The sequence below is a fragment of the Sphingopyxis sp. genome (assembly GCF_050916055.1).
GTDB lineage: Bacteria > Pseudomonadota > Alphaproteobacteria > Sphingomonadales > Sphingomonadaceae > Sphingopyxis.
In genome coordinates, this window is record NZ_CP051527.1 from 3,157,441 (window position 1) to 3,176,938 (window position 19,498).

Genomic DNA, 19,498 nt, shown 5'->3' on the forward strand with positions numbered 1-19,498 from the left:
CATGGCCCTCGCCGACCCGCAGCGCATCGAGGCGCTCGACGCGTTCGACCCCCTCCAGTTCGCCGACCAGCTGAGCGAGGAAGAGCGGATGATCCAGGCGGCGGCGCGCGCCTATGCCGAGGGCGAGCTGTTGCCGCGCGTCACCTCGGCCTTCCTCGACGAACGGTTCGACCGCGAGATCATGTCCGAAATGGGCCAGCTGGGCCTGCTCGGCGCGACGATCGATCCCGAATATGGCGGCGCCGGGCTGAACTATGTCAGCTACGGGCTGATCGCGCGCGAAGTCGAGCGGATCGATTCGGGGTACCGGTCGGCCTGTTCGGTGCAGAGCAGCCTCGTGATCCATCCGATCAATGCCTATGGCAGCGAGGAGCAGAAGCGGAAGTTCCTGCCCGGGCTGACCTCGGGCGACCTCGTCGGCTGCTTCGGGCTGACCGAGCCCGACGCGGGCAGCGACCCCGGCGGGATGCGCACGCGCGCCGAAAAGATCGAAGGCGGCTATCGCCTCAAGGGCGCGAAGATGTGGATCACCAATTCGCCGATCGCCGACGTGTTCGTCGTGTGGGCGAAGTCGGAGGCGCATGACGGCGCGATTCGCGGCTTCGTGCTCGAAAAGGGGATGAAGGGCCTGTCGGCGCCGAAGATCGAGGGCAAGGTTTCCTTACGCGCCTCGATCACCGGCGAGATCGTGATGGATTCGGTCGAGGTCGGCGAAGATGCGCTGCTCCCGCATGTGTCGGGGCTGAAAGGCCCGTTCGGCTGCCTCAACCGCGCGCGCTACGGCATCGGCTGGGGCGCGATGGGCGCCGCCGAATTCTGCTATGAAGCGGCGCGCAGTTACACCGGCGAGCGCAAGCAGTTCGGGCGGCCGCTGGCGGCGAACCAGATCGTTCAGCTCAAGCTCGCCAACATGCTCACCGAAATCGCGCTGGGCTTGCAGGCGGCGCTGCGCGTCGGGCGGCTGATCGACGAGGGGCGGCTGATTCCCGATGCGATCAGCCTGCTCAAGCGCAACAATTGCGGCAAGGCGCTCGATATCGCGCGCGTCGCGCGCGACATGCACGGCGGCAACGGCATTTCGGCCGACTATCATGTGATCCGCCACGCGGTGAACCTCGAGACGGTGAACACCTATGAGGGCACGCACGACGTCCATGCCCTGATCCTCGGTCGCGCGATCACCGGCATCAGCGCCTTTGCCTGAGTCCGACGGCGTGAAGCCGTTGCAGGGCATCCGCGTCGTCGAACTGGCGCGGGTGCTGGCGGGGCCATGGTGCGGACAATTGCTCGCCGACCTCGGCGCCGAGGTGGTCAAGGTCGAGCGGCCCGGCGCGGGCGACGATACCCGCGCATGGGGCCCGCCGTTCGTCACCGGCGCGGATGGCGAGCCGCTGGGCGCCGCCTATTATCACAGCTGCAACCGCGGCAAGACGAGCGTCGCGATCGACATCGCGACCGCCGAGGGACAGGCCGCGGTGCGAGCGCTGCTGACCGACGCCGATGTTGTGATCGAAAATTACAAGGTCGGCGGGCTCGCCAAATATGGGCTCGACCCGGCGACCTTGCGCGCCGATTTTCCGCAACTGGTCGTGTGCTCAATCACCGGCTTCGGCCAGACCGGGCCTTATGCCCACCGCGCCGGTTATGATTATATCGTCCAGGCGATGAGCGGGTTCATGTCGCTGACCGGCGAGCCCGACGGGCCGCCGCAAAAGGCCGGAATCGCCTATGCCGACATCTTTACCGGCATGTATTCGGCGGTCGCCATCCTCGCCGCGCTGCGACGCCGCGACGTCACGGGAATCGGCGCGCATATCGACATGGCGCTGCTCGATGCACAGGTCGCGGTGCTCGCGAACCAGGCGGCCAATTATCTGGCGAGCGGGGTGGTGCCGGGGCGGATGGGCAATGCCCATGTCAATGTCGTGCCGTATCAGGTCTTTGCGACCGCCGACGGCCAGCTGGTGATCGCGGTCGGCAACGACCGGCAATATCGCAAACTCTGCGCGATCCTCGGCGCCCCCGAATGGGCCGACGATCCGCGCTTTGCCAGCAATGCCGCGCGGCTTGCGAACCGCCGCGACCTGATCCCGCTGCTCGCGGCGAAGATCGCGGCGTGGGAGGCGCAGCCGCTGGCACTTGCGCTCGAGGCCGAGGGTGTGCCGGCGGGGCCGATCAACGATCTGGGTCAGGTGTTTGCCGATCCGCAGGTCATCGCGCGCGGGATGCGGTTTCGGCCCGCCGGGGCGGCGATCGACGGCGTCGCCAGCCCGATCGTGATCGATGGCGAGCGGATGGTGGCGCGGGCCGGGGCGCCGGTGCTCGGCGGCTGATCGTAGGCAATACGACAGGACATCTGAATGGCTGAACGCGACCGATTGCGGACCCAACGGGCGAAGGCAACGCACTAGCCGATACGGAGCGCCGCGGGGCCGACGGCGGCGAAGGTTATTTCACACAAAGGCACAAAGGCACAAAGATGTCGTGCTGACCGCGAAGCGGTTTCATTCTTTAAGCGTTGCGCAGCGCCGCGGCGATAAGGAGGAGGCGGCCTTGCGGCCGCAAACCTGCATCTTCGTGCCTTTGTGCCTTTGTGTGAAACAAAAAATCCCGGCCCATCGGCCCTGAATGAAGCTCGCTGCGCGAACCAATTCTTACTCTACGCCGACGGCCGCTTCCTACCCCAAAGAAGCCGCGGCGCATGAGATTGCGCGCCTGCCCAAAAAAGGGACGCCGCAGCGGGCGCCCCGTTTTCCCTTTTCAAGCGCGACTTGCGGTCAGAATCTGACCGTGCCGCTCACGAACAGCTGGCGCGGGTTACCGTAGAAGGCGGTGACCACGCCCTCGCGGCCGAGCGACGGGGTGATGTTGCCATTGGTGATCGTCGGCTGGCCGGTGATCGCGTTGCCCACCGCAAACTGATAGCCCGAGGTGATATACTGCTTGTCGGTCAGGTTCTTGCCGTAGAGGCCGAGGCTGAAGCGGTCGTCTTCGGAGGTCCACACGATGCTGGCGTCGAGCAGCGCATAGCCCTTTTGGTCGAGGAAGGGGCTGGGGATTTCGAACTGGTTGGTCTTGCTGCGGTAGGACAGCGTCGATGAGGCGCCGATCAGCCCGCCGAGCCCGCCGACGCTGATGCCGAGGGTGCCCGCTGCGGTCCATTTCGGGGTGTTCTGGATCGCGCGGAAATCGGCGACGTCGACCGCGCTGCCGGCGATGATCGTGTTGAATTCGTCATATTGGGCGTCGATATAGCCGAGCGTGCCGCCGAGCGTGACCTGCGAGCCCGGGCCGGCAAAATCGCGGGCGAAGCGCGCCTGAAACTCTGCCTCGATGCCTTTGAAGCTGGCGGCGGCGGCGTTGGTGGTGACCCCGGCGAAGCCTTCGAAAATACCGTCGTTGTTGGCGTCGACCCCGACCGATCCGGGGATCTGGACATTGGTGTAATCGGCATAGAAGCCGGTGAGGGCATAGGTCAAAGCGCGGTCGAGCACGGTGCCCTTGATGCCGACTTCATAGCTGTCGACGGTTTCGGGTTCGAACAGGAAGAAGTCGTAGATTTCCTGATACGTCGGCGGCCCGGCGACACCGTCGGTGTTCGGGGTGATGTTGGCGCTGCCGCGCGGGTCGAAACCGCCGCCCTTGAAGCCTTTCGAATAGCTGGCGTAGACCAGCATATCCTCGTTCGGCTTGACCGACAGCGACACGCGCGGGGTGAATTTCTCGAACGTCGCCTTGCCCCGGAAATCGGTGATGGGGGCGCCGAGGTTGACCCCGTTGCCGCCGAATTCGGGGTCGGCGCCGCCGAGGCGGTTCGCCTTGTAGATCGCCGAGCGGCGGGTGTCGCGGGTGAAGCGCCCGCCCGCCGACAGGCTGAGCCAGTCGTTGAAGTCGTAGGTGAAGTCGCCGAACACCGACCAGGTTTCGGTGCGCACGTCGCCGCGCGTCTGCTGCCCGAAGCCGCTGGCGAGCGGCACGCCGATCAGCGGCCCGGTGGTGGCGAGGATGACGTCGAACTTGGTCGCAGCCTTGGCGTCGAGATAATAGAAGCCGACGAGCCCGCTCAGCCGGTCGCTTTCATAGAGCAGCTGGAATTCCTGGCTGATCTGTTCGTTCCGGTAGATGGCGGGGACGTCGACATCGACCGTCGGCAGCGCGTCGAAGTCGATCGGGGTCAGGCTGGTGTCCTTGCGGAACGACGAGATGCTGCGCAGCGTCAGTTCGTCCGACAGCGCGGCGCGGACGTTCATCGCCAGGCCGTATGCCTCGACATCCTGCTTCGGATCGTTGAGCCCGGCGCGGGTGTCATAGACGTCGTCGAGCACGGGCGCGCCGGTGAGCAGGCTGGGGGTCAGCCGGTGGCCGTTGCGCGGGTCGGACTTGTCGCGGGTGTAGTCGCCCGACAGGCGGATGAGGAAGCGGTCGTCGGGCGAGCCGAATTCGATCGTGCCGCGACCGGCCCACACATCCTTGTTGTAATTTTCGACCCCCGGGATGGTCAGATTGTCGCCGAACCCGCCGCGCGAGAGGCGCGCTACCGAGCCGCCGACGCGCAGCATGTCGCCGATCGGGGCGCTGACGGTCAGGACGCCGTCGGCCTGGTCATAGCTGCCGTAGGTGCCCTTGAGCTTGAGCGAGAAATCGGCGGGCAGGCGCTTGGTGACATATTTGATCGCGCCGCCGATCGTGTTGCGGCCATAGAGCGTGCCCTGCGGCCCGCGCAGCACCTCGATCCGCTCGACGTCGTAGATGTCGAGCACCGCCGCCTGCGGCCGGTTGAGATAGACGTCGTCGAGATAGATGCCGACCCCGGCCTCGAACCCCGGCACCGGATCCTGCTGGCCGACGCCGCGGATGAAGGCGGTGAGGGTCGAATTGGTGCCGCGCGAATTTTCGAGCGTGACGTTCGGCGCCTGATTCTGGACGTCGGTGATGTCGATCGCGCCGGCGGCTTCGAGTGCGGCGCCCGAGATCGCGGTGACCGCGATCGGCACGTCGATCAGCCGTTCGTCGCGGCGGCGTGCGGTGACGATGATGTCGCCGTCGCTGTCATCGGCGCTTGCGACCGGATCGGCGGCGTCCTGCGCGTGGACGGGCGGGGCAAAGGCGAGCAGGCCGAGCGCGCTGCTCGCGAAGACGGCCCGGCGCAGCCGGCGGACGAAAGGACGCATGATCTTCTCCCATGTCGCGGGCGACCCCTCGTCGCCCTTCGATGTTTTTCTTGGACCCGGTGCTTGCCAAGCCGCGCGTCTGCCAATAATGAAAGGTGAACCAAGTTTCAACTTGGAATATGCGGGCGCCGCGTTTTTTGCTTGCCAGTGGTGCGGAAATGCCACGATGGCGGGGAAACGCCGGGCCGAACGGAGCGGGGAGCGCAAAGGCAGCCATGGATCATCAACCGCGATCATCCGACGGGGACGCCGACGTCGAGGCGGGCGCCCGCGACAAGACGCCGCGCACCGAGCGCGGACGCAAGACGTTGCGCAAGCTGCTCGACGCGGCGGCGGTCGAATTCGGCGAGCGCGGGTTTCACGAAGCGTCGATCAGCGCGATCACCCGCCGCGCCGGCACCGCGCTCGGCAGTTTCTATACCTATTTCGATTCGAAGGACGAAATCTTCCAGGCGCTCGTCCGCTATATGAGCGAGCAACTGCGCGACCATGTGACGCCGCTGGTGCAGGCGGCGCCCGACGAGATCAGCGCCGAACGCATCGGGCTCGAATCCTTTTTGGGCTTCGTGCGCGAGCATAAGGAAATCTACCGGATCATCGACGAGGCCGAGTTCGTCGATTACGCGAGCTATCGCCGCCACTATGAAACGACGGTGGCGCGCGTGCGCCAGCGGCTGGAGGCGGGGGCTGCGCGCGGCGAGATCCGCGCCGACGTCAGCGAAATCCATGCTTGGGCGATCGGCGGCATGAACGTGTTTCTGGGTATGCGCTATGGCCTGTGGGACGAAGACGCCGATATTTCGGAGATCGCGCGGATCGCGAATGATTTCGTCGCCAACGGGCTGATGAAGCGGGATTAACCACCGGCGAAAGCCGGTCAGCCCCGCGAAATCAGGAAAATCGCATGTTCGGCGCGCCAGCTTGCCGCGGCGTCGCTCGCGGGCTTGTCGCCGGTCAGATACCAGGCGCCTTCCACCGCGATGCCGCGTGCGCCGACAAGGTCGCGAAAATCGCTGACCGTGACATGGTGGATGTTCGGCGTCTCGTACCACGCCACCGGCAGCAGCCGCGTCACCGGCATCCGTCCGCCCCACAGCAGCGCGAGGCGGATGCGCCAATGCGCGAAATTGGGGAAGCTGACGAAGGCGCGCGGCGCGATGCGCAGCAGCTCGTCGACAATTTTGTCGGGGCGCTCGGTGGTCTGCAGCGTCTGCGACAGGATCGCATAGTCGAAGGCGTCATCGGGATAGTCGCCGAGGTCGCGGTTCGCGTCGCCCTGCACCACCGACAGCCCGCGCGCGATCGCCGCGGTGACGTTGGCGGGATCGATCTCGAGCCCGCGCGCATCGACTCCGGCGGCGCGCAGCGCGGCGATCAGCGTGCCGTCGCCGCAACCGACGTCGAGAATGCGCGCGCCCGCGGGAACTGCCGCGGCGATGATCGCAAGGTCGGGGCGCAATGTCATGGCGTCACTGCCCCCCGCCGAGGGCGCCGGCGACGAGGCGGTCGAGCGCGGGCACATCGAGCAGGAACGAGTCATGGCCGAACGGCGCCGACAGCTCGACGAAGCTCGCCGCGGCGCCGACGCTTTGCAGCGCCTGGACGATGCGGCGCGATTCGGCGGTCGGATAGAGCCAGTCGGTGTCGAAGCTGACGAGGGTGAAGCGGACGTTCTTTGCGCTGGCGAAGGCGCCGGCGAGGCGGCCGTCGTGCGGATCGGCGAGGTCGAAATAATCCATCGCGCGGGTGATGTAGAGATAGGCGTTGGCGTCGAAGCGGTCGGTGAACGCGAGCCCCTGATGCCGAAGGTAGGATTCGACCTGGAAATCGGCGTCGAAGCCGAAGCTCTTGATGTCGCGTGCCTGGAGGCGGCGGCCGAATTTCTCGGTCAGCCCGGCTTCGGACAAATAGGTGATGTGCGCCGCCATCCGCGCGACGGCGAGGCCTTTGGTCGGCGCGCGCGCGCTGCCATAATATTGGCCGTCCTGCCAGTCGGGGTCGGCCATGATCGCCTGTCGCCCGACCTCGTGGAAGGCGATATTCTGCGCCGAATGGCGCGCCGCGCTGGCGATGATGATCGCCGCGCCGATGCGGCCCGGATAGTGGGCGGCCCAGGCGAGCGCCTGCATCCCGCCCATCGATCCGCCGACCACCGCATGCAGCCGCGCAATGCCGAGATGATCGAGCAGCATCGCCTGCGCGCGCACCATGTCGCCGACGGTGATGACGGGAAAGGCCATGCCGAGCGGGGCGCCGGTCGCCGCGTCGGGCGAAGCGGGGCCGCTCGATCCCATGCAGCTGCCGAGCACGTTGGCGCAGATGACGTGGAAGCGGTCGGTGTCGATCGGCTTGCCGGGGCCGACCATGCGTGCCCACCAGCCGGGCTTGCCGGTCGCCGGATGGTCGCTCGCGACATATTGGTCGCCGGTCAGCGCGTGGCAGATCAGCACCGCGTTCGATTTGTCGGCGTTCAGGGCGCCATAGCTTTGCCAGGCGATCGTCACCGACGGCAGCGCCTGCCCGCTGTCGAGCGGCAGCGGCGCATCGAGCGTCACGCCCTGGTGCTGGATCTGGTGGAGCAGGCTCGCCATGGTTCGCGCGGGGCTAAGCGGGCGCGGGGACGCTGTCAACGTGCGGGACTGGGCGCTGGACTTGGCGCGCACAGCCGTTAAACGCCGCGGCATGACGGACACGACCCCGACCCTCACCCCGAAGCCGTGGATCAGCGGCATCGCCCCCTATGTTCCCGGCAAGTCGGCCGGCGCCGACGGCCGTCCGCTGATCAAATTGAGCGCGAACGAGAATCCGCTCGGCACCGGCGACAAGGCGCGCGCGGCGTTTGCCGCAGCGCAGGGGGCGGCCGATGCACTGTCGCGCTATCCCGATCCGGGTTCGAACGCACTGCGCGAGACGATCGCGGCGACATACTGTCTCGATCCGGCGCGGGTGATCTGCGGCAACGGCTCGGACGAGCTGCTCCACCTCGCCGCGGGCACCTATGCCGGGGCCGGCGACGAAATCCTCTATGTCCGCTATGGTTTCGCGGTCTATGAGATTGCGGCGCGCCGGGTCGGCGCGGTGCCGGTCGAGGCCGACGACCGCGACTATGCGACCGACGTCGATGCGCTGCTCGCCGCGGTGACCGACCGGACGCGCGTCGTCTATCTTGCCAATCCGAACAATCCGACTGGCACGCTGGCGTCGAAGGAGGAGGTGGCGCGGCTTTACGCCGGGCTGCCGAAGGACGTGCTGTTCGTGATCGACCAGGCCTATGCCGAATATCTGGCGCCGAACGAGGACGACGGCGGGCTGGAGCTGGCCAAGACCCAGCCCAATGTCTTCGTCACGCGGACCTTTTCGAAAATCCACGGCCTCGCCGCCGAGCGCATCGGCTGGGGCTATGCCAGCGCCGAGGTGATTGCGGCGCTGCACCGCATCCGCCTGCCGTTCAACGTGACGCGCGCCGGACAGGCGGCGGCGATCGCGGCGATCGGCGATACCGATTTCGTCACCGCCAGCCGCGACCATAACGCCAAATGGCGCGCCTGGCTGGCGGGCGAACTCGAAAGCCTGGGCAACCACGGCCTCCGTGTCGTCCCGTCGGCGTGCAATTTCCTGCTGACATTGTTCGAAGGCGATGTCAGCGCCGAGACGATGTACCAGCGGCTGATGGACGCAGGCTATATCGTCCGCTGGCTGCCGGGGCAGGGTCTGCCGAATGCGCTGCGTATGACGATCGGCACCGAGGACGAAACGCGCGGACTGGCGGCGGCGATCCGCGCCGCGCTGAACGGCTGATGGCCATCGCACGCGTCGCGATTGTCGGGCTGGGCCTGATCGGCTCGTCGATTGCGCGCGCGGTCAAGGACCGGCTGCCGCAGGTGGCGGTCACCGGCTATGACGCCAGCGCCGACGTGCGCGATGTCGCGCGCGCGCTCGGCCTCTGCGACACCGTCGCCGACGATCCGGTCGCAGCGGTCGCCGAGGCCGACCTCGTCATCTTTGCGGTACCTGTCGGCGGCATGGCCGATGCGGCGCGCGCGGCGGCGGCGGGATTGCGGGGCGGGGTCATCGTCTCCGACGTCGGATCGTCGAAGGCGGGGGTCGGCGCGGCGCTGCGCGCGGCGCTGCCCGGTCATGTCGTGATCCCGGCGCACCCGGTGGCGGGGACCGAGAATAGCGGGCCAGCGGCGGGCTTTGCGTCATTGTTCGACGGCCGCTGGTGCATCGTCACCCCCGATGCCGACGCGCCCGCCGCCGCGGTGGCGGCGCTCACCGGCTTCTGGGAAGCGCTCGGCGCGAAGGTCGACGTCATGGACGCCGCGCACCACGACATGGTGCTCGCGGTCACCAGCCATTTGCCGCACCTCATCGCCTATACGATCGTCGGCACCGCGAGCGAGCTGGAAGAGGTCACCGAGAGCGAGGTGATCAAATATTCGGCGGGCGGTTTCCGCGACTTCACGCGCATCGCGGCGAGCGACCCGGTGATGTGGCGCGACGTCTTCCTCGCCAACAAGGATGCGGTGCTCGCGACCCTGCAGCGCTTCAACGAGGATCTGACGGTGCTGCAGCAGGCGATCCGCCGCGGCGATGCCGCCAAGCTGGAGGACTGGTTCACGCGGACGCGGGCTATAAGGCGCTCGATCATCGCCGAGGGTCAGGACGATCCGGCGCCCGATTTCGGGCGGCGGCATTAGGAATATCCGTCGTCCCCGCGAAGGCGGGGACCGCTTTCGATGTAGCGCAACGTGGCCAGCGGCCCCCGCTTTCGCGGGGGCGACGGTCAGGCTTCCAGCAATGCCGCCGGCGGATTGAGCGCGTTGATCGCCACGCGCACCCGCGCCTCGGCTTCGTCGCGCGGCAGGCCGGCGGGGATCGTCTCGCCGATCTTGTAGGTAATCGTGCCGGGCCATTTGACCCACTTGCGCGGCGGATAGGCGAGGCCGCTGTCCACCGCGACGGGAATGACGTCGATGCCGAGCAGGCGGTACATTCCGGCGAAACCGGGGCGCAGCTGCGGCGCCTCGCCATGCGGGACGCGCGTACCCTCGGCGAACAGCACCAGCGGCCGGCCCTTGGCGAGCGCGGCCTTGGCGGCGCCGAGCATCGCGCGCATCGCCTTGCCGCCGCCGTCGCGATCGACCGGGATCAGGCCGTAGAAGCTCGCCGCTTTCCCCCAGACGGGGATCGAGAATAATTCTTCCTTGGCGAAGACCGCGGGATGGCGGAACAGCATCGGCTGCTCGATCGTCTCGAACGCCGATTCATGCTTGAACACATATAGCACCGGCGCGTCAGGCATGGTGCCGTCGACGACGATCGTCTGGCCGAGCAGGAAGCGGCAGAACAGGCGGTGCGAGCGCGCCCAGACGCGGACGAAAAAGATCGTCGCGTGGTGCGAGACCGGCAGCGAGACGATCGCGCCGATCGAGCAGAGGCTGCTCATCAGAACGAAGGCGATCCAGAACAGGATCGAGCGGACAAGGGCGATGGTGTAGCGCATCGGCGATCGGGCTCAGAGGCCGAGCAGGCCGCCGGCCAGCCCCGCCAGATATTTGTGATATTCGCGAAACAGCGTGGCGAAATTGGGCTCGCTGCGCACCGCGTCGGGCACGATCGTCACCTTGTCGCCGACCGCGCGGCCGATTTCATATTCGGCGCGGCGCATGTGCCAGTCGGTGGTGACGAGCCGCACCGTCTGGTAGTTGCGCCGCGCAACCCAGGTCGCGACTTCGGTCGCGTTCGAGCGCGTATCCTCGGCCTCGAACCCCAGCGCGATGCAGCAGTCGAACAGCCGCAGCGGGCGCTTGTATTCGGCGGCGAGTTCGCGCGGTTTCACCTCGCGCGCGACGCCGCTGATCAGCACCCGCTTCGCCTGTCCGGCCTCGAGCAGTTCGAGCGCGCGGTCGATCCGTCCCGGCCCGCCGGTGAGCACGACGATCGCGTCGGTCTTTTGCGGCGCGGCGGGCAGCGGCGGCAACAGGGCGAACCAGGCAAAGCCGAGCACCCACGCCAGGAACAGGAGAGACAAGAGGCGCTTGATCATAAAATCTTCTTGAGCGCGGCGAGCAGGGTCTGGCGCGCCGTCAGGGCTGCCAGCGCGATAGCCAATAGCGGCAGCGCCAGCAAGAGCGCCCAGCCCCAGGCGCCGAGCGACGCGGTCGCCGCCAGCCCGGCGGTGACCCCCGACCATTGCCAGCTGACCAGCAGCAACAGCGCCGCCGCGACGACCGTGCCGAGCGCGATGCCATAGGCGGTGTCGATCGCGATGCGCCGCTGGAACAGCCGGGTGATCTGGCGATCGGTGGCGCCGATCAGGTGCAGCATTTCGATCGTCGGAAAATGGGTTGCGAGCGCAGCGCGCGCGGTCATGATCACCACCGCCGCGCTCGCCAGCGTCATCAGCAGCACGAGCGCGCCGGCGATCCACGCCAGCGACCGGATCAGCTGCGCCACCGGCCCCAGCCATTCGGCATGCGGAATGATCCGCGCTCCCGGCGCTTCGGCAGCGACCAGCGCGCGCAGCTGGCGCAGCGGCGCGTCGCGCTCGCTGCCGACGAAATCGATGTCGACCAGCGCGGGCAGCGGCAGCGATTGCAGCACCGGGTCGTCGCCCCCCGCGCCGTTCGCTTCGCTGCCGAACCACTGGCCGAGGGTGGCGCGGAGTTCCTCCTGCTCGACCGTTCGCGCCGCGCGGACATAGGGCTGCGCCGCGGCGGCGCGGCGCAGCGCGCTCGCCTGTTCGGCGCGGGTGACCGGGTTGGCGGTGACGATCTGCACCGTCACCCGCCCGGCGATCGCGTCGCCGATGCCGTTCGCGGCGCGCGCCAGCCCGACGCCGGCGGCGGCGGCGAGCAGGGTCAGCATCATCAGGATCGCGATGATCCACGGCGTCGGACCCGACAGCCGGCGGTCGGGGAGCAGGCGGCGGTGCTGGACGGGGACGCGCGGGATGATCATCGGCGATGCGTCACGATCGATTGGGGGGATAGCGCAGCGCGCCGGTCGGGTCGGCGAGACGCCCCTTTTCGAGCCGCATCATCTGCGCATTGTCGATCCGGCTGATCAGGTGGATGTCGTGGGTCGCGACGACGACCGTCGTCCCGAGCCGGTTGAGCGCTTCGAACAGGCCGAGCAGGCGCATCGCCATGTCGGGGTCGACGTTGCCGGTCGGTTCGTCGGCGACGAGCAGCTGCGGGCGCGCGATCACCGCGCGCGCGATCGCGACGCGCTGCTGCTCGCCGCCCGACAGCGTCGCGGGGCGGGCGTGGGCGCGGTCGGCGAGCCCGATCCAGCTCAGCATTTCGCCGACCGGGCCCGACAGATCCTCTTCGCCGACCCCGGCGATGCGCAGCGGCAGCGCGATATTGTCGCGCGCACTCAAATGCGGGATCAGCCGGAAGTCCTGGAACACCACCCCGATGCGGCGGCGAAAGCCGGGCAGGCGGTGGCGCGGCATCGCGACCAGATCCTCGCCGAACAGGCGGACGATGCCGCGGCTCGGGCGCTGCGCGAGGTAGAGCATCTTGAGCAGCGACGTCTTGCCCGCGCCCGACGGCCCGGTGAGGAAATAGAAGCTGCCCGGCTGGAGATTGAAGCTGATGTCGCAGAGGATTTCGGCGTCGGGGCCGTAACGCAGCCCGACGCCGTTGAATTCGACCATCGCGCCGCCGGGGCGCGGACCGCCGCCCTCCGTCATGGCGTCATCGCGGCGCGGTGTCGCGCTTCGGCCGCTGCGCGGAAGTGGGGAGCCTCGCCGCTCATGCGCAGCCTGTTACACGCCAGCCGGGCGAGGTAAAGCGCTTAGGGCCTGCGCGAAGCGAAGGGCAAGCGACGCGGCGCTTGCAACGCCGCGAATCAGCGTGTTTAGAGGAACCCCATGATCCTCGCCTGTCCTTCCTGCCACACGCGCTATGTCGTCCCCGATACCGCGATCGGGCCGAACGGGCGCACTGTGCGCTGCGCCAATTGCCGCCACAGCTGGTTCCAGGAACCTGCGATGCTGGATCTGGGCGCGCCGTCGGGCGCCGAGGCGCCGCCGCCGCCCGCCCCGCCCACTTCGTCTTCTGCACCGGCGACGGTCGCGCCGCCAGCCGACGTTCCGCCGCCGCGCCCGCCGGTCGCCGAGCCGGTGCCGCCGCCGCCCGCCTTTGCCGCCGCCCCCGATCCCGCGCCGCGCGCGCCGCCGCCGGTGGCGACTGACGCGCCGCTGCCGTTCCGCCGTCCGCGCCGCAACCCGGCGAAGCGCTGGACGATCGTCGCCGCGGTGGCCGCGGTGCTGATGGTCGCCGCCACTGGCGGGCTTTATTATTTCGGCCTGCCGGGCTGGGCCGCGGGGCTGGGCCTGCCGGGCATGGCGGGCGAGCCCGACCTGGTGATCGAGCTGCCGCCGAACCAGGATCATCGCGAACTGCCCGACGGCACCATCTATTTCGCCGCCTCGGGAGTGATCATCAACCCGACCGATCGCGAACAGCGGGTGCCGCCGATCCTGGCCGAGCTGCGCGATGCGCAGGGGACGATCGTCTATAGCTGGACGATCAAGCCGCCGGTCCGCATGCTGCCGCCGAACGAAAAGGTCAATTTCAGCGAGGCAAAGCTCGACATCCCACGCCGCGCGACGCAGCTGACGGTCAGCTGGGCGCTGCCGAAAAGCTCTACCTGATTCCCCTCCCCTTGCAGGGAGGGGAGATGGATTGTGACGTCACGCCGTCACAGCAAGAGCGCCGCGCCGAGCGACAGCAGGAAGCTGGTCACCGTCGCGACGACGATCGGCGCGAAGCTGCGCCAGCCCTGATCGAGCAGCAGGTGGAGCTGCGCCTTCATCGCGGTCGCGACGATCGCGAGCAGCAGCAGCGCCTGCGCCGCCGTTCCCGCCGCGTCCTGCACACGGACCGGCAGCGCGACGAGCGAATTGACGGCGACGACCGCGAGGAAGCCGAGGATGAACCACGGCAGGCGCAGCGGGATGCGGGCGCGGCCGGTCTCGCCGCCGCGCGCCAGCCACATCGCGACGAGGATCAGCATCGGCGCGAGCAGCGCGACGCGGGTCAGCTTGACGATCGTCGCCACCTCCCCAGCCTGCGGCGAAAAGGAAAAGCCGCCGCCGATCGCCTGCGCGACGTCGTGGATCGACGCGCCGATCAGGAACCCCGCCTGCGCGTCGGTCAGGCCAAGCTCGGCGGCCAGCACCGGATAGAGCGTCATCGCGAGCGCGCTGGCGACGGTGATGCCGACGAGGGTGAGCGTGAAGCGCGCCTGGTCGACGCGCTTGTCGCCGATCAGCGAATAGAGCGCGAGCGCCGCCGACGCGCCGCAGATCGCGGTGGCGCCGCCGGCGAGCAGCGCGGCGTGGCGGTCCTGCGCGAACAGCCGCGCGCTGGCGACGGTGACGACGATCACCGCGACCATGATCGCGGCGAGCAGCGCAAAGGGCAGCGGCCCGAGCTCTGCGAGCTGCGCCGCGGTGATCCGCGCCCCGACGAGGACGATGCCGATCCTGAGCGCGGTCTGCGACATCAGGTCGAGCCCGGCGTGGGTGCGGCGGTCCTGCGACAGGAAGCTGAGCGCAAGGCCGATCAGCAGCCCCATCAGCACCAGCGGCGCGGCATAATGATCGGCGAGCCACGCCGCGGCGAGCGCGGCGATGGCGGTGACGAGCACGCCGGGTAGATAGTCGCGCCAGCGCCGCGTCGCGGGCGGCCGCGTTTCCAGCTGCATCTCGCCATAGAGGTCGGCGGCCATCGGCCAGCTTGGTTCGGAAGGCTTCACGCAATATCCCCGCTGCCTGCGCCGCCGCTTGGCACATCGGCGCGCCAGGGTCGATAGACCATTGCTGCCCGCCGCGGCTCTTGCTAGAGGCCGCGCTCTACCGGCACCCGTAGCTCAGCTGGATAGAGCGCTGCCCTCCGAAGGCAGAGGCCAGGGGTTCGAATCCCTTCGGGTGCGCCATTTCTTCGCCGTGATCGGGCAAGGTCCGAACCTCGAGATGGCAATTGCACGGTCCCCCGACCATTTATCCTACCACTTGTGGTCGGCACATCGTCCCGATCAGTTGCGCAAGACCTTGCCGATCGCGACGGCGGCATCGACGAGCGCCTCGTGCGGCGTCGTGAGGGGAGGCAGCAGCATCAGATGGTCTTCGCCGGGCGACAGCGTGGCAAAGACACGCTGATCGCGCAGCTTCGCCAGCATCTGGAACGGCGACAGGCCGCGGCGGCCGAGCGCCATCCAGTCGAGATGGAGGGCGCGTTCGAGGCCGGCGCCTTCGAGCGAGCGGACGCCATCGATATCGAGCACATGCTGTTCGATCCCTGCGGCAAGAGCCTGTCCGCCGGCGATGGCGCGCGCGCCCAGAGTATGTTCGGCGTGATAATCGAGCGTCGCGACCGCCGCGGCGCAGCCCGCGGGCATGCCGCCATAGGTCGAGGAAAAATAGGACATGTCGACATGTCGCATCAATCGCTCGCGGACCAGGCAAAGCGACAGCGGATAAAGGCCGTTGGTCAGCGCCTTGGCCGTCAGGATGATATCCGGGGCGGCGGCGCCGTCGCCGTCGAGCGACGAAAAAGGGCTGCCGAGGCGATTGATTCCGGTCCCGATCTCGTCGCAGATCAATACCAGTCCCAGCTCGCTCGCGACGCGGCGCAGCATGTCGCGGAACGCTTGCGGTACGGCCTCGCACGCCATGTTGGTGCGCACGGTTTCGAAGACGATCGCGCCCCCCGGCTCGAACGCACGAATGGCGCTTTCGGCCTGTTCGAGGGCGCCCGGCTGTGAAGGCCGGGGTAGCGTCAGGCGAAGCCCTTGCAGGTCCAGCGCTTCGAGATGCGGGACGTGATAGCCGGTCGCCAGCGACGCGCCGGTGCCGCTGCCATGATACGCGCCTTCGATGCAGATCACGCCGGCGCGGCCGGTCACCAGCCGGGCCAGTTTCAGGGCATTGTCGACGGCTTCGTTGCCCGAACAGGAAGGAATGATCCGCCGGCCGGGGGCGATCGCGGCGATCCGCTGCGTCAGCGCATCGAACCGGTCGTCGTCGCACCAGGACGGCCGGAACGGGTTGCGCAATCCCGCTTCGAGCGCGGCTTGCCATATTTCGGGGTTGTTCCACCCGGCGTTGACGACGTTCCAGCCCGACGTCAGGTCCAGATAGTGCTGGCCTTCGCGGTCCTGGACAAAGCTTCCTTCCGCCGCCGCTATCGCAAACGGCGGCTCGCGATCGAACCCGGTGCGCGCAGCATAGTCACTCGGGCTCATCCACCGTGCCTTCGGTTTTCTGGCATCCCTTGCAGTGCGAGATGTTGTCGCGGCCCTTGTCGGCGATCCGCTGCCGAAAGTCGCGCGCGTTGCCGACGATGTCGGACAAATCGTCGCGGAAGATATTGCCGACGCGGCCGTCGGGCCGGAACGACAGCAGGCAGACGTGGACATCGCCGCGCGCGGTGATGCACAGCGCATTGCCCGCCCAGAAACACGGCCCCTGCGGCGTGGTAAGGTAAGAGAAAGGACGCTCTTCTCCCCCCGTCTGGATGACATTGACGCGCATCCAGCTGGCGCAGCGTTTCGACAGTCGCATCAACTCGCTGTCGTACCGCGTGCGGCGATCGTAGAATATCTCGTAAATACCGAGATGGGGGCGCTGTGCTTCGGGGGCGGCATCGCGTGCATCGAGCAGCATTTCGAGCCCGGCGAGCGTCGGATCCCACGTTCCTTCGCCGCGATTGGCCTCATGCGCCTCGCGGCAGCCACCATCGATGGACACGTAGATGAGGTCCTCGGGGATCGTCTGGGCGATGATCGCGGCGCTGTTTTTCTTCGTCAGCAACGTGCCGTTGGTGTGAAACTCGATCGGCACCCCGGGCATGATTTCGTTGCGCAGACCGAGCAGGATCGGCAGCCGCTTGTTCGTCGTCGGTTCGCCGCGCCAGTTCAGATGCAGCTTCTGGAAAGCCGCGCCGCTCTCGGCAAATTTCTCAAGCGTTTCTCGAAACCCCTCGACCGACACGAGGACCGCTTCGTGCGATTGCTTGGTGTAGCAATCACGGCACGTGAGGTTGCAGGTACCGGATATGTCCATCCAGACCCATATCTTCTCCCCTGCCAGCGAGCGCTCCTTAAGAGTGCCAGCCGGTCCAGTTGATAAGTCGTAAAGTGCTTGTTGGGCCATAAAGTGAGCCTTCTATTTCGCGCCACTGGCGGCGCCAGCGGTGACGCGCTTCCTCGTCGACGTGCACGACCTGTCCGACCGTGGACGAAGCCCATACCCACGACCCGTCGATCAGCCGTGCAGCCATATGTTCGTAGATGCCGTCCTCGTCCCAATCGAAGAAGCCGAGCGCGCAGCGGTTGGTCGGTTCGGGATCGGGCATCTCGACCGTCAGCTGACGACGGCCCCGCCCGATCTGGTCGGCGGTCATCCACCGCAGATCGGCCACGTTGATGCGCAGCGCCTCGCGAATGGCGCGCATCATAACGCTCGAACAATCGATGCCGGTCTTGCCGCGCCCGCCAAAGCGGTAGGGCGACCCGACGAGGCGGAGCAGCGATCGCTCGAAAGCCCGTTCGAGGCGGTCGATATCGACCTTCTTGTCGGCCTTTTCGGGCCGTTCGATGACCAGCCCGCTCATTCGGCGGTCTGCAGGCCAGTGACGGCGAGCACCCGCGAGCGGGTGCTGTCGTCGCCGAGGACGGATTTCTCGCCGATCACGGCGGTGCCGCAGAGAATGTCGAAATCATAATCGATGTTGGGCCGCCACGGCGGCACATACAGGATGGCCTCGAAACCATCGTCGATCGGATTGCCGTCGGCGTCGCATTCGTCGAATGTGATCACCGAAGGCGTGCCGGGCCGCGTGGAGCCTTTCACGACGACCTCCTTGCCCCCGAAAAGGAGCCGTGCTTCGACCCCCGCGCGATTGGCGACGAGGACATGGAGAGTGGAATCGAAAGGCGCGTCAAGGTTCGGCGCTCCGGATGCCGAGTCGATCGTCGAAAGGTAAAGCTTCCACTCGCCTGCGATTCTGGTTGTCGACACGTTCCTAATACCTTTCCAAGCCGGGAGGCAAAGCTGGTTTCGAGCTTCCTTGTGATCCTATGGTGAGGATAGACGGCGGTTTTCGAGATTGTAAAGCCCAGTTTATGACAGCGCGGAAAAAGGCTGCAAAACGAATTGGTTTGGCGATTGTCTTGCGATTGGACTTTTCAATTGCATACCAGATGATGTCGAGGTTACACAGATGTCATAAACTCCGCGAGATATGGAGGTCGGCCATGAATCCTCTCGACACCAAAGCCGTGCCGCGCCAGCGAGACGTGGTTCGCGTCGCGGCGCATGACCTTGCTCACGATCATGGGCACGGGCATGGACACGATCACGGAGATGGCCATGCGCATGACCACGCTCACACCTATAGTCCCGACCCCGCGAAATTGTCTGCCGAGCTTCATGGCCGGCCCGATCCGGCAACGTCGCTCCTCTATGCCGTCGATGCGGAAGGCGGCCTGTTCACCCTGACCGGTACGGGCCAGCATCAACGGCTCGATTTCGATGCCGACTGGCTGGCGATGCAGGTGAGCGTCTCGGCGCGCGGGAATGACGTCTGGGTTCTCGCAAAGCGCCGCGCGCCGCCCGCTGGCGACGCGGCGGCCGGATCGGAATTCGGCGTCTGGCGCCGCTCCGCGGATGGATGGGAGCTGTTCCATCGCACGACCGCAACGGGCAGCCGCCCGGTGATCGGCGGCGGCGAAGACGGATGCTGGATTGCCTGCGACGGTGTGCTGACACGGTTGGGAGGCGGCGCCTGGCGGGACGAGGAGATCGGGTTCGATCCCATCGGCATCAGCGAGGGTCGCGACGGTACGCTGTGGCTGCTGGGCGGTGCAAAACGCTATGGCGGGCTTGAAGTGCGGCGCTGGGATGACGACCAAGAGCGCTGGTTCCTGCTGCCGCCGCCGGCCGCTGCGATCAGCATCGCTGGCGCGCCCGACGGGTCGGCATGGAGCGTGAGCACCAAGGGCGAAGCCTGGCGGCTCAGTCGCGACGGCGCCGGCACGTTTCGCGAATGCGGGCTGGATGCCGACTGTCGCCGCTGTTTCTACAAGCCCGACCGGTCGTTCGTCCGAGCGGTTTCGGCGGGAAGCGACGGCAATATCTGGTTCCTGTCCGGGACCATGGACGGCAATGGCTTTCAGATCGAACGCATGACCGACGTCGAGACGCGCGAGAGTGAGACACCGGCGCCGTCGTTGGGTGCCATCTCGATCGCCGCCGCTACGCTGTAAGGCGTTACGCCGAGCCGTTCTGCGCGGATCGCGCCGGTTGA

At 67.3% G+C, this 19,498-nt stretch carries 19 protein-coding genes and 1 tRNA gene; 8 read left to right on the forward strand and 12 right to left on the reverse strand.

From position 1 onward, the window contains the following. Position 1: 1 nt before the first annotated feature. Positions 2–1,204 (forward strand): acyl-CoA dehydrogenase, encoded by a 1,203-nt coding sequence (locus HEQ22_RS15435; protein ID WP_432768721.1) that lies wholly within the window; start codon positions 2–4, stop codon positions 1,202–1,204. Beyond that, positions 1,197–2,333, forward strand: coding sequence for a CaiB/BaiF CoA transferase family protein (locus HEQ22_RS15440; protein ID WP_432768722.1), 1,137 nt, complete (start codon positions 1,197–1,199; stop codon positions 2,331–2,333). The genes HEQ22_RS15435 and HEQ22_RS15440 overlap by 8 nt, the downstream gene beginning before the upstream one ends. 444 nt (positions 2,334–2,777) lie before the next feature. Here HEQ22_RS15440 and HEQ22_RS15445 read toward each other — a convergent pair whose 3' ends face one another. Continuing rightward, positions 2,778–5,171 (reverse strand): TonB-dependent receptor, encoded by a 2,394-nt coding sequence (locus HEQ22_RS15445; protein WP_432768723.1) that lies wholly within the window; start codon positions 5,169–5,171, stop codon positions 2,778–2,780. 215 nt (positions 5,172–5,386) lie between these two features. On the opposite strand from HEQ22_RS15445, the gene HEQ22_RS15450 reads away from it, so the two are divergent. Next, entirely contained in the window at positions 5,387–6,031 is a 645-nt protein-coding gene (locus HEQ22_RS15450; protein ID WP_432768724.1) for a TetR/AcrR family transcriptional regulator, read from the forward strand. 17 nt (positions 6,032–6,048) lie between these two features. Here the strand turns inward: HEQ22_RS15450 and metW are convergent, their stop codons facing one another. Next, positions 6,049–6,636, reverse strand: a complete 588-nt coding sequence (gene metW / locus HEQ22_RS15455; protein ID WP_432768725.1) for a methionine biosynthesis protein MetW — start codon at positions 6,634–6,636, stop codon at positions 6,049–6,051. 4 nt (positions 6,637–6,640) lie between these two features. Next, positions 6,641–7,762 carry a homoserine O-acetyltransferase MetX gene (gene metX / locus HEQ22_RS15460; RefSeq protein ID WP_432768726.1) on the reverse strand — a complete coding sequence of 374 codons (1,122 nt, stop codon included), beginning with the start codon at positions 7,760–7,762 and terminating at the stop codon, positions 6,641–6,643. A gap of 91 nt (positions 7,763–7,853) precedes the next feature. Between metX and hisC the strand changes: the two genes are divergently transcribed. Together hisC and HEQ22_RS15470 are read left to right on the forward strand one after the other, a co-directional pair. Then, on the forward strand, positions 7,854–8,969 hold the full coding sequence (hisC, locus tag HEQ22_RS15465) for a histidinol-phosphate transaminase (RefSeq protein ID WP_432768727.1): 1,116 nt from the start codon (positions 7,854–7,856) through the stop codon (positions 8,967–8,969). Beyond that, positions 8,969–9,871 carry a prephenate/arogenate dehydrogenase family protein gene (locus HEQ22_RS15470; RefSeq protein WP_432768728.1) on the forward strand — a complete coding sequence of 301 codons (903 nt, stop codon included), beginning with the start codon at positions 8,969–8,971 and terminating at the stop codon, positions 9,869–9,871. Before hisC ends, HEQ22_RS15470 begins: the two co-directional genes overlap by 1 nt. Before the next feature lie 86 nt (positions 9,872–9,957). Here HEQ22_RS15470 and HEQ22_RS15475 read toward each other — a convergent pair whose 3' ends face one another. The 4 genes from HEQ22_RS15475 to ftsE are packed head-to-tail and all read right to left on the reverse strand — an operon-like array spanning position 9,958 to position 12,873. Then, on the reverse strand, positions 9,958–10,677 hold the full coding sequence (locus HEQ22_RS15475; protein WP_432768729.1) for a lysophospholipid acyltransferase family protein: 720 nt from the start codon (positions 10,675–10,677) through the stop codon (positions 9,958–9,960). 12 nt (positions 10,678–10,689) lie between these two features. Further along, a complete protein-coding gene (locus HEQ22_RS15480; protein ID WP_432768730.1) occupies positions 10,690–11,220 on the reverse strand; it encodes a YdcF family protein in 531 nt (176 codons plus the stop codon). Beyond that, a complete protein-coding gene (locus tag HEQ22_RS15485; RefSeq protein WP_432768731.1) occupies positions 11,217–12,134 on the reverse strand; it encodes a cell division protein FtsX in 918 nt (305 codons plus the stop codon). Before HEQ22_RS15485 ends, HEQ22_RS15480 begins: the two co-directional genes overlap by 4 nt. Before the next feature lie 10 nt (positions 12,135–12,144). After that, positions 12,145–12,873 carry a cell division ATP-binding protein FtsE gene (gene ftsE, locus HEQ22_RS15490; RefSeq protein WP_432768732.1) on the reverse strand — a complete coding sequence of 243 codons (729 nt, stop codon included), beginning with the start codon at positions 12,871–12,873 and terminating at the stop codon, positions 12,145–12,147. A gap of 180 nt (positions 12,874–13,053) precedes the next feature. On the opposite strand from ftsE, the gene HEQ22_RS15495 reads away from it, so the two are divergent. Further along, the gene (locus HEQ22_RS15495; protein ID WP_432768733.1) at positions 13,054–13,839 is read left to right on the forward strand and encodes a zinc-ribbon domain-containing protein; all 786 of its coding nucleotides are present in this window, start codon (positions 13,054–13,056) and stop codon (positions 13,837–13,839) included. Positions 13,840–13,886: 47 nt separating this feature from the next. Here the strand turns inward: HEQ22_RS15495 and HEQ22_RS15500 are convergent, their stop codons facing one another. Further along, positions 13,887–14,918, reverse strand: a complete 1,032-nt coding sequence (locus HEQ22_RS15500; RefSeq protein WP_432770893.1) for a YeiH family protein — start codon at positions 14,916–14,918, stop codon at positions 13,887–13,889. 130 nt (positions 14,919–15,048) lie between these two features. Here HEQ22_RS15500 and HEQ22_RS15505 point away from each other — a divergent pair. Beyond that, positions 15,049–15,125, forward strand: a tRNA-Arg gene (locus HEQ22_RS15505). A 99-nt stretch (positions 15,126–15,224) separates the two neighbouring features. Here the strand turns inward: HEQ22_RS15505 and HEQ22_RS15510 are convergent. The 4 genes from HEQ22_RS15510 to HEQ22_RS15525 are packed head-to-tail and all read right to left on the reverse strand — an operon-like array spanning position 15,225 to position 18,042. Next, a complete protein-coding gene (locus HEQ22_RS15510; protein ID WP_432768734.1) occupies positions 15,225–16,433 on the reverse strand; it encodes an aminotransferase class III-fold pyridoxal phosphate-dependent enzyme in 1,209 nt (402 codons plus the stop codon). After that, positions 16,420–17,343 carry a radical SAM protein gene (locus tag HEQ22_RS15515; RefSeq protein ID WP_432768735.1) on the reverse strand — a complete coding sequence of 308 codons (924 nt, stop codon included), beginning with the start codon at positions 17,341–17,343 and terminating at the stop codon, positions 16,420–16,422. The genes HEQ22_RS15510 and HEQ22_RS15515 overlap by 14 nt, the downstream gene beginning before the upstream one ends. Then, a complete protein-coding gene (locus HEQ22_RS15520) occupies positions 17,291–17,803 on the reverse strand; it encodes a hypothetical protein (RefSeq protein ID WP_432768736.1) in 513 nt (170 codons plus the stop codon). The genes HEQ22_RS15515 and HEQ22_RS15520 overlap by 53 nt, the downstream gene beginning before the upstream one ends. Next, a complete protein-coding gene (locus tag HEQ22_RS15525) occupies positions 17,800–18,042 on the reverse strand; it encodes a hypothetical protein (RefSeq protein WP_432768737.1) in 243 nt (80 codons plus the stop codon). Before HEQ22_RS15525 ends, HEQ22_RS15520 begins: the two co-directional genes overlap by 4 nt. A gap of 272 nt (positions 18,043–18,314) precedes the next feature. Here HEQ22_RS15525 and HEQ22_RS15530 point away from each other — a divergent pair, with 272 nt between their 5' ends. Beyond that, positions 18,315–19,457 carry a hypothetical protein gene (locus HEQ22_RS15530; RefSeq protein ID WP_432768738.1) on the forward strand — a complete coding sequence of 381 codons (1,143 nt, stop codon included), beginning with the start codon at positions 18,315–18,317 and terminating at the stop codon, positions 19,455–19,457. Positions 19,458–19,498: the final 41 nt, after the last annotated feature.

Excerpts from the sequence above, each read along its gene's own strand:
- HEQ22_RS15435 (WP_432768721.1), top strand. The coding sequence starts at position 2 with ATGGCCCTCGCCGACCCGCAGCGCATCGAGGCGCTCGACGCGTTCGAC.
- HEQ22_RS15445 (WP_432768723.1), bottom strand. The coding sequence starts at position 5,171 with ATGCGTCCTTTCGTCCGCCGGCTGCGCCGGGCCGTCTTCGCGAGCAGC.
- HEQ22_RS15450 (WP_432768724.1), top strand. The coding sequence starts at position 5,387 with ATGGATCATCAACCGCGATCATCCGACGGGGACGCCGACGTCGAGGCG.
- metW (WP_432768725.1), bottom strand. The coding sequence starts at position 6,636 with ATGACATTGCGCCCCGACCTTGCGATCATCGCCGCGGCAGTTCCCGCG.
- metX (WP_432768726.1), bottom strand. The coding sequence starts at position 7,762 with ATGGCGAGCCTGCTCCACCAGATCCAGCACCAGGGCGTGACGCTCGAT.
- hisC (WP_432768727.1), top strand. The coding sequence starts at position 7,854 with ATGACGGACACGACCCCGACCCTCACCCCGAAGCCGTGGATCAGCGGC.
- HEQ22_RS15470 (WP_432768728.1), top strand. The coding sequence starts at position 8,969 with ATGGCCATCGCACGCGTCGCGATTGTCGGGCTGGGCCTGATCGGCTCG.
- HEQ22_RS15475 (WP_432768729.1), bottom strand. The coding sequence starts at position 10,677 with ATGCGCTACACCATCGCCCTTGTCCGCTCGATCCTGTTCTGGATCGCC.
- HEQ22_RS15480 (WP_432768730.1), bottom strand. The coding sequence starts at position 11,220 with ATGATCAAGCGCCTCTTGTCTCTCCTGTTCCTGGCGTGGGTGCTCGGC.
- HEQ22_RS15485 (WP_432768731.1), bottom strand. The coding sequence starts at position 12,134 with ATGATCATCCCGCGCGTCCCCGTCCAGCACCGCCGCCTGCTCCCCGAC.
- ftsE (WP_432768732.1), bottom strand. The coding sequence starts at position 12,873 with ATGACGGAGGGCGGCGGTCCGCGCCCCGGCGGCGCGATGGTCGAATTC.
- HEQ22_RS15495 (WP_432768733.1), top strand. The coding sequence starts at position 13,054 with ATGATCCTCGCCTGTCCTTCCTGCCACACGCGCTATGTCGTCCCCGAT.
- HEQ22_RS15500 (WP_432770893.1), bottom strand. The coding sequence starts at position 14,918 with ATGGCCGCCGACCTCTATGGCGAGATGCAGCTGGAAACGCGGCCGCCC.
- HEQ22_RS15510 (WP_432768734.1), bottom strand. The coding sequence starts at position 16,433 with ATGAGCCCGAGTGACTATGCTGCGCGCACCGGGTTCGATCGCGAGCCG.
- HEQ22_RS15515 (WP_432768735.1), bottom strand. The coding sequence starts at position 17,343 with ATGGCCCAACAAGCACTTTACGACTTATCAACTGGACCGGCTGGCACT.
- HEQ22_RS15520 (WP_432768736.1), bottom strand. The coding sequence starts at position 17,803 with ATGAGCGGGCTGGTCATCGAACGGCCCGAAAAGGCCGACAAGAAGGTC.
- HEQ22_RS15530 (WP_432768738.1), top strand. The coding sequence starts at position 18,315 with ATGACAGCGCGGAAAAAGGCTGCAAAACGAATTGGTTTGGCGATTGTC.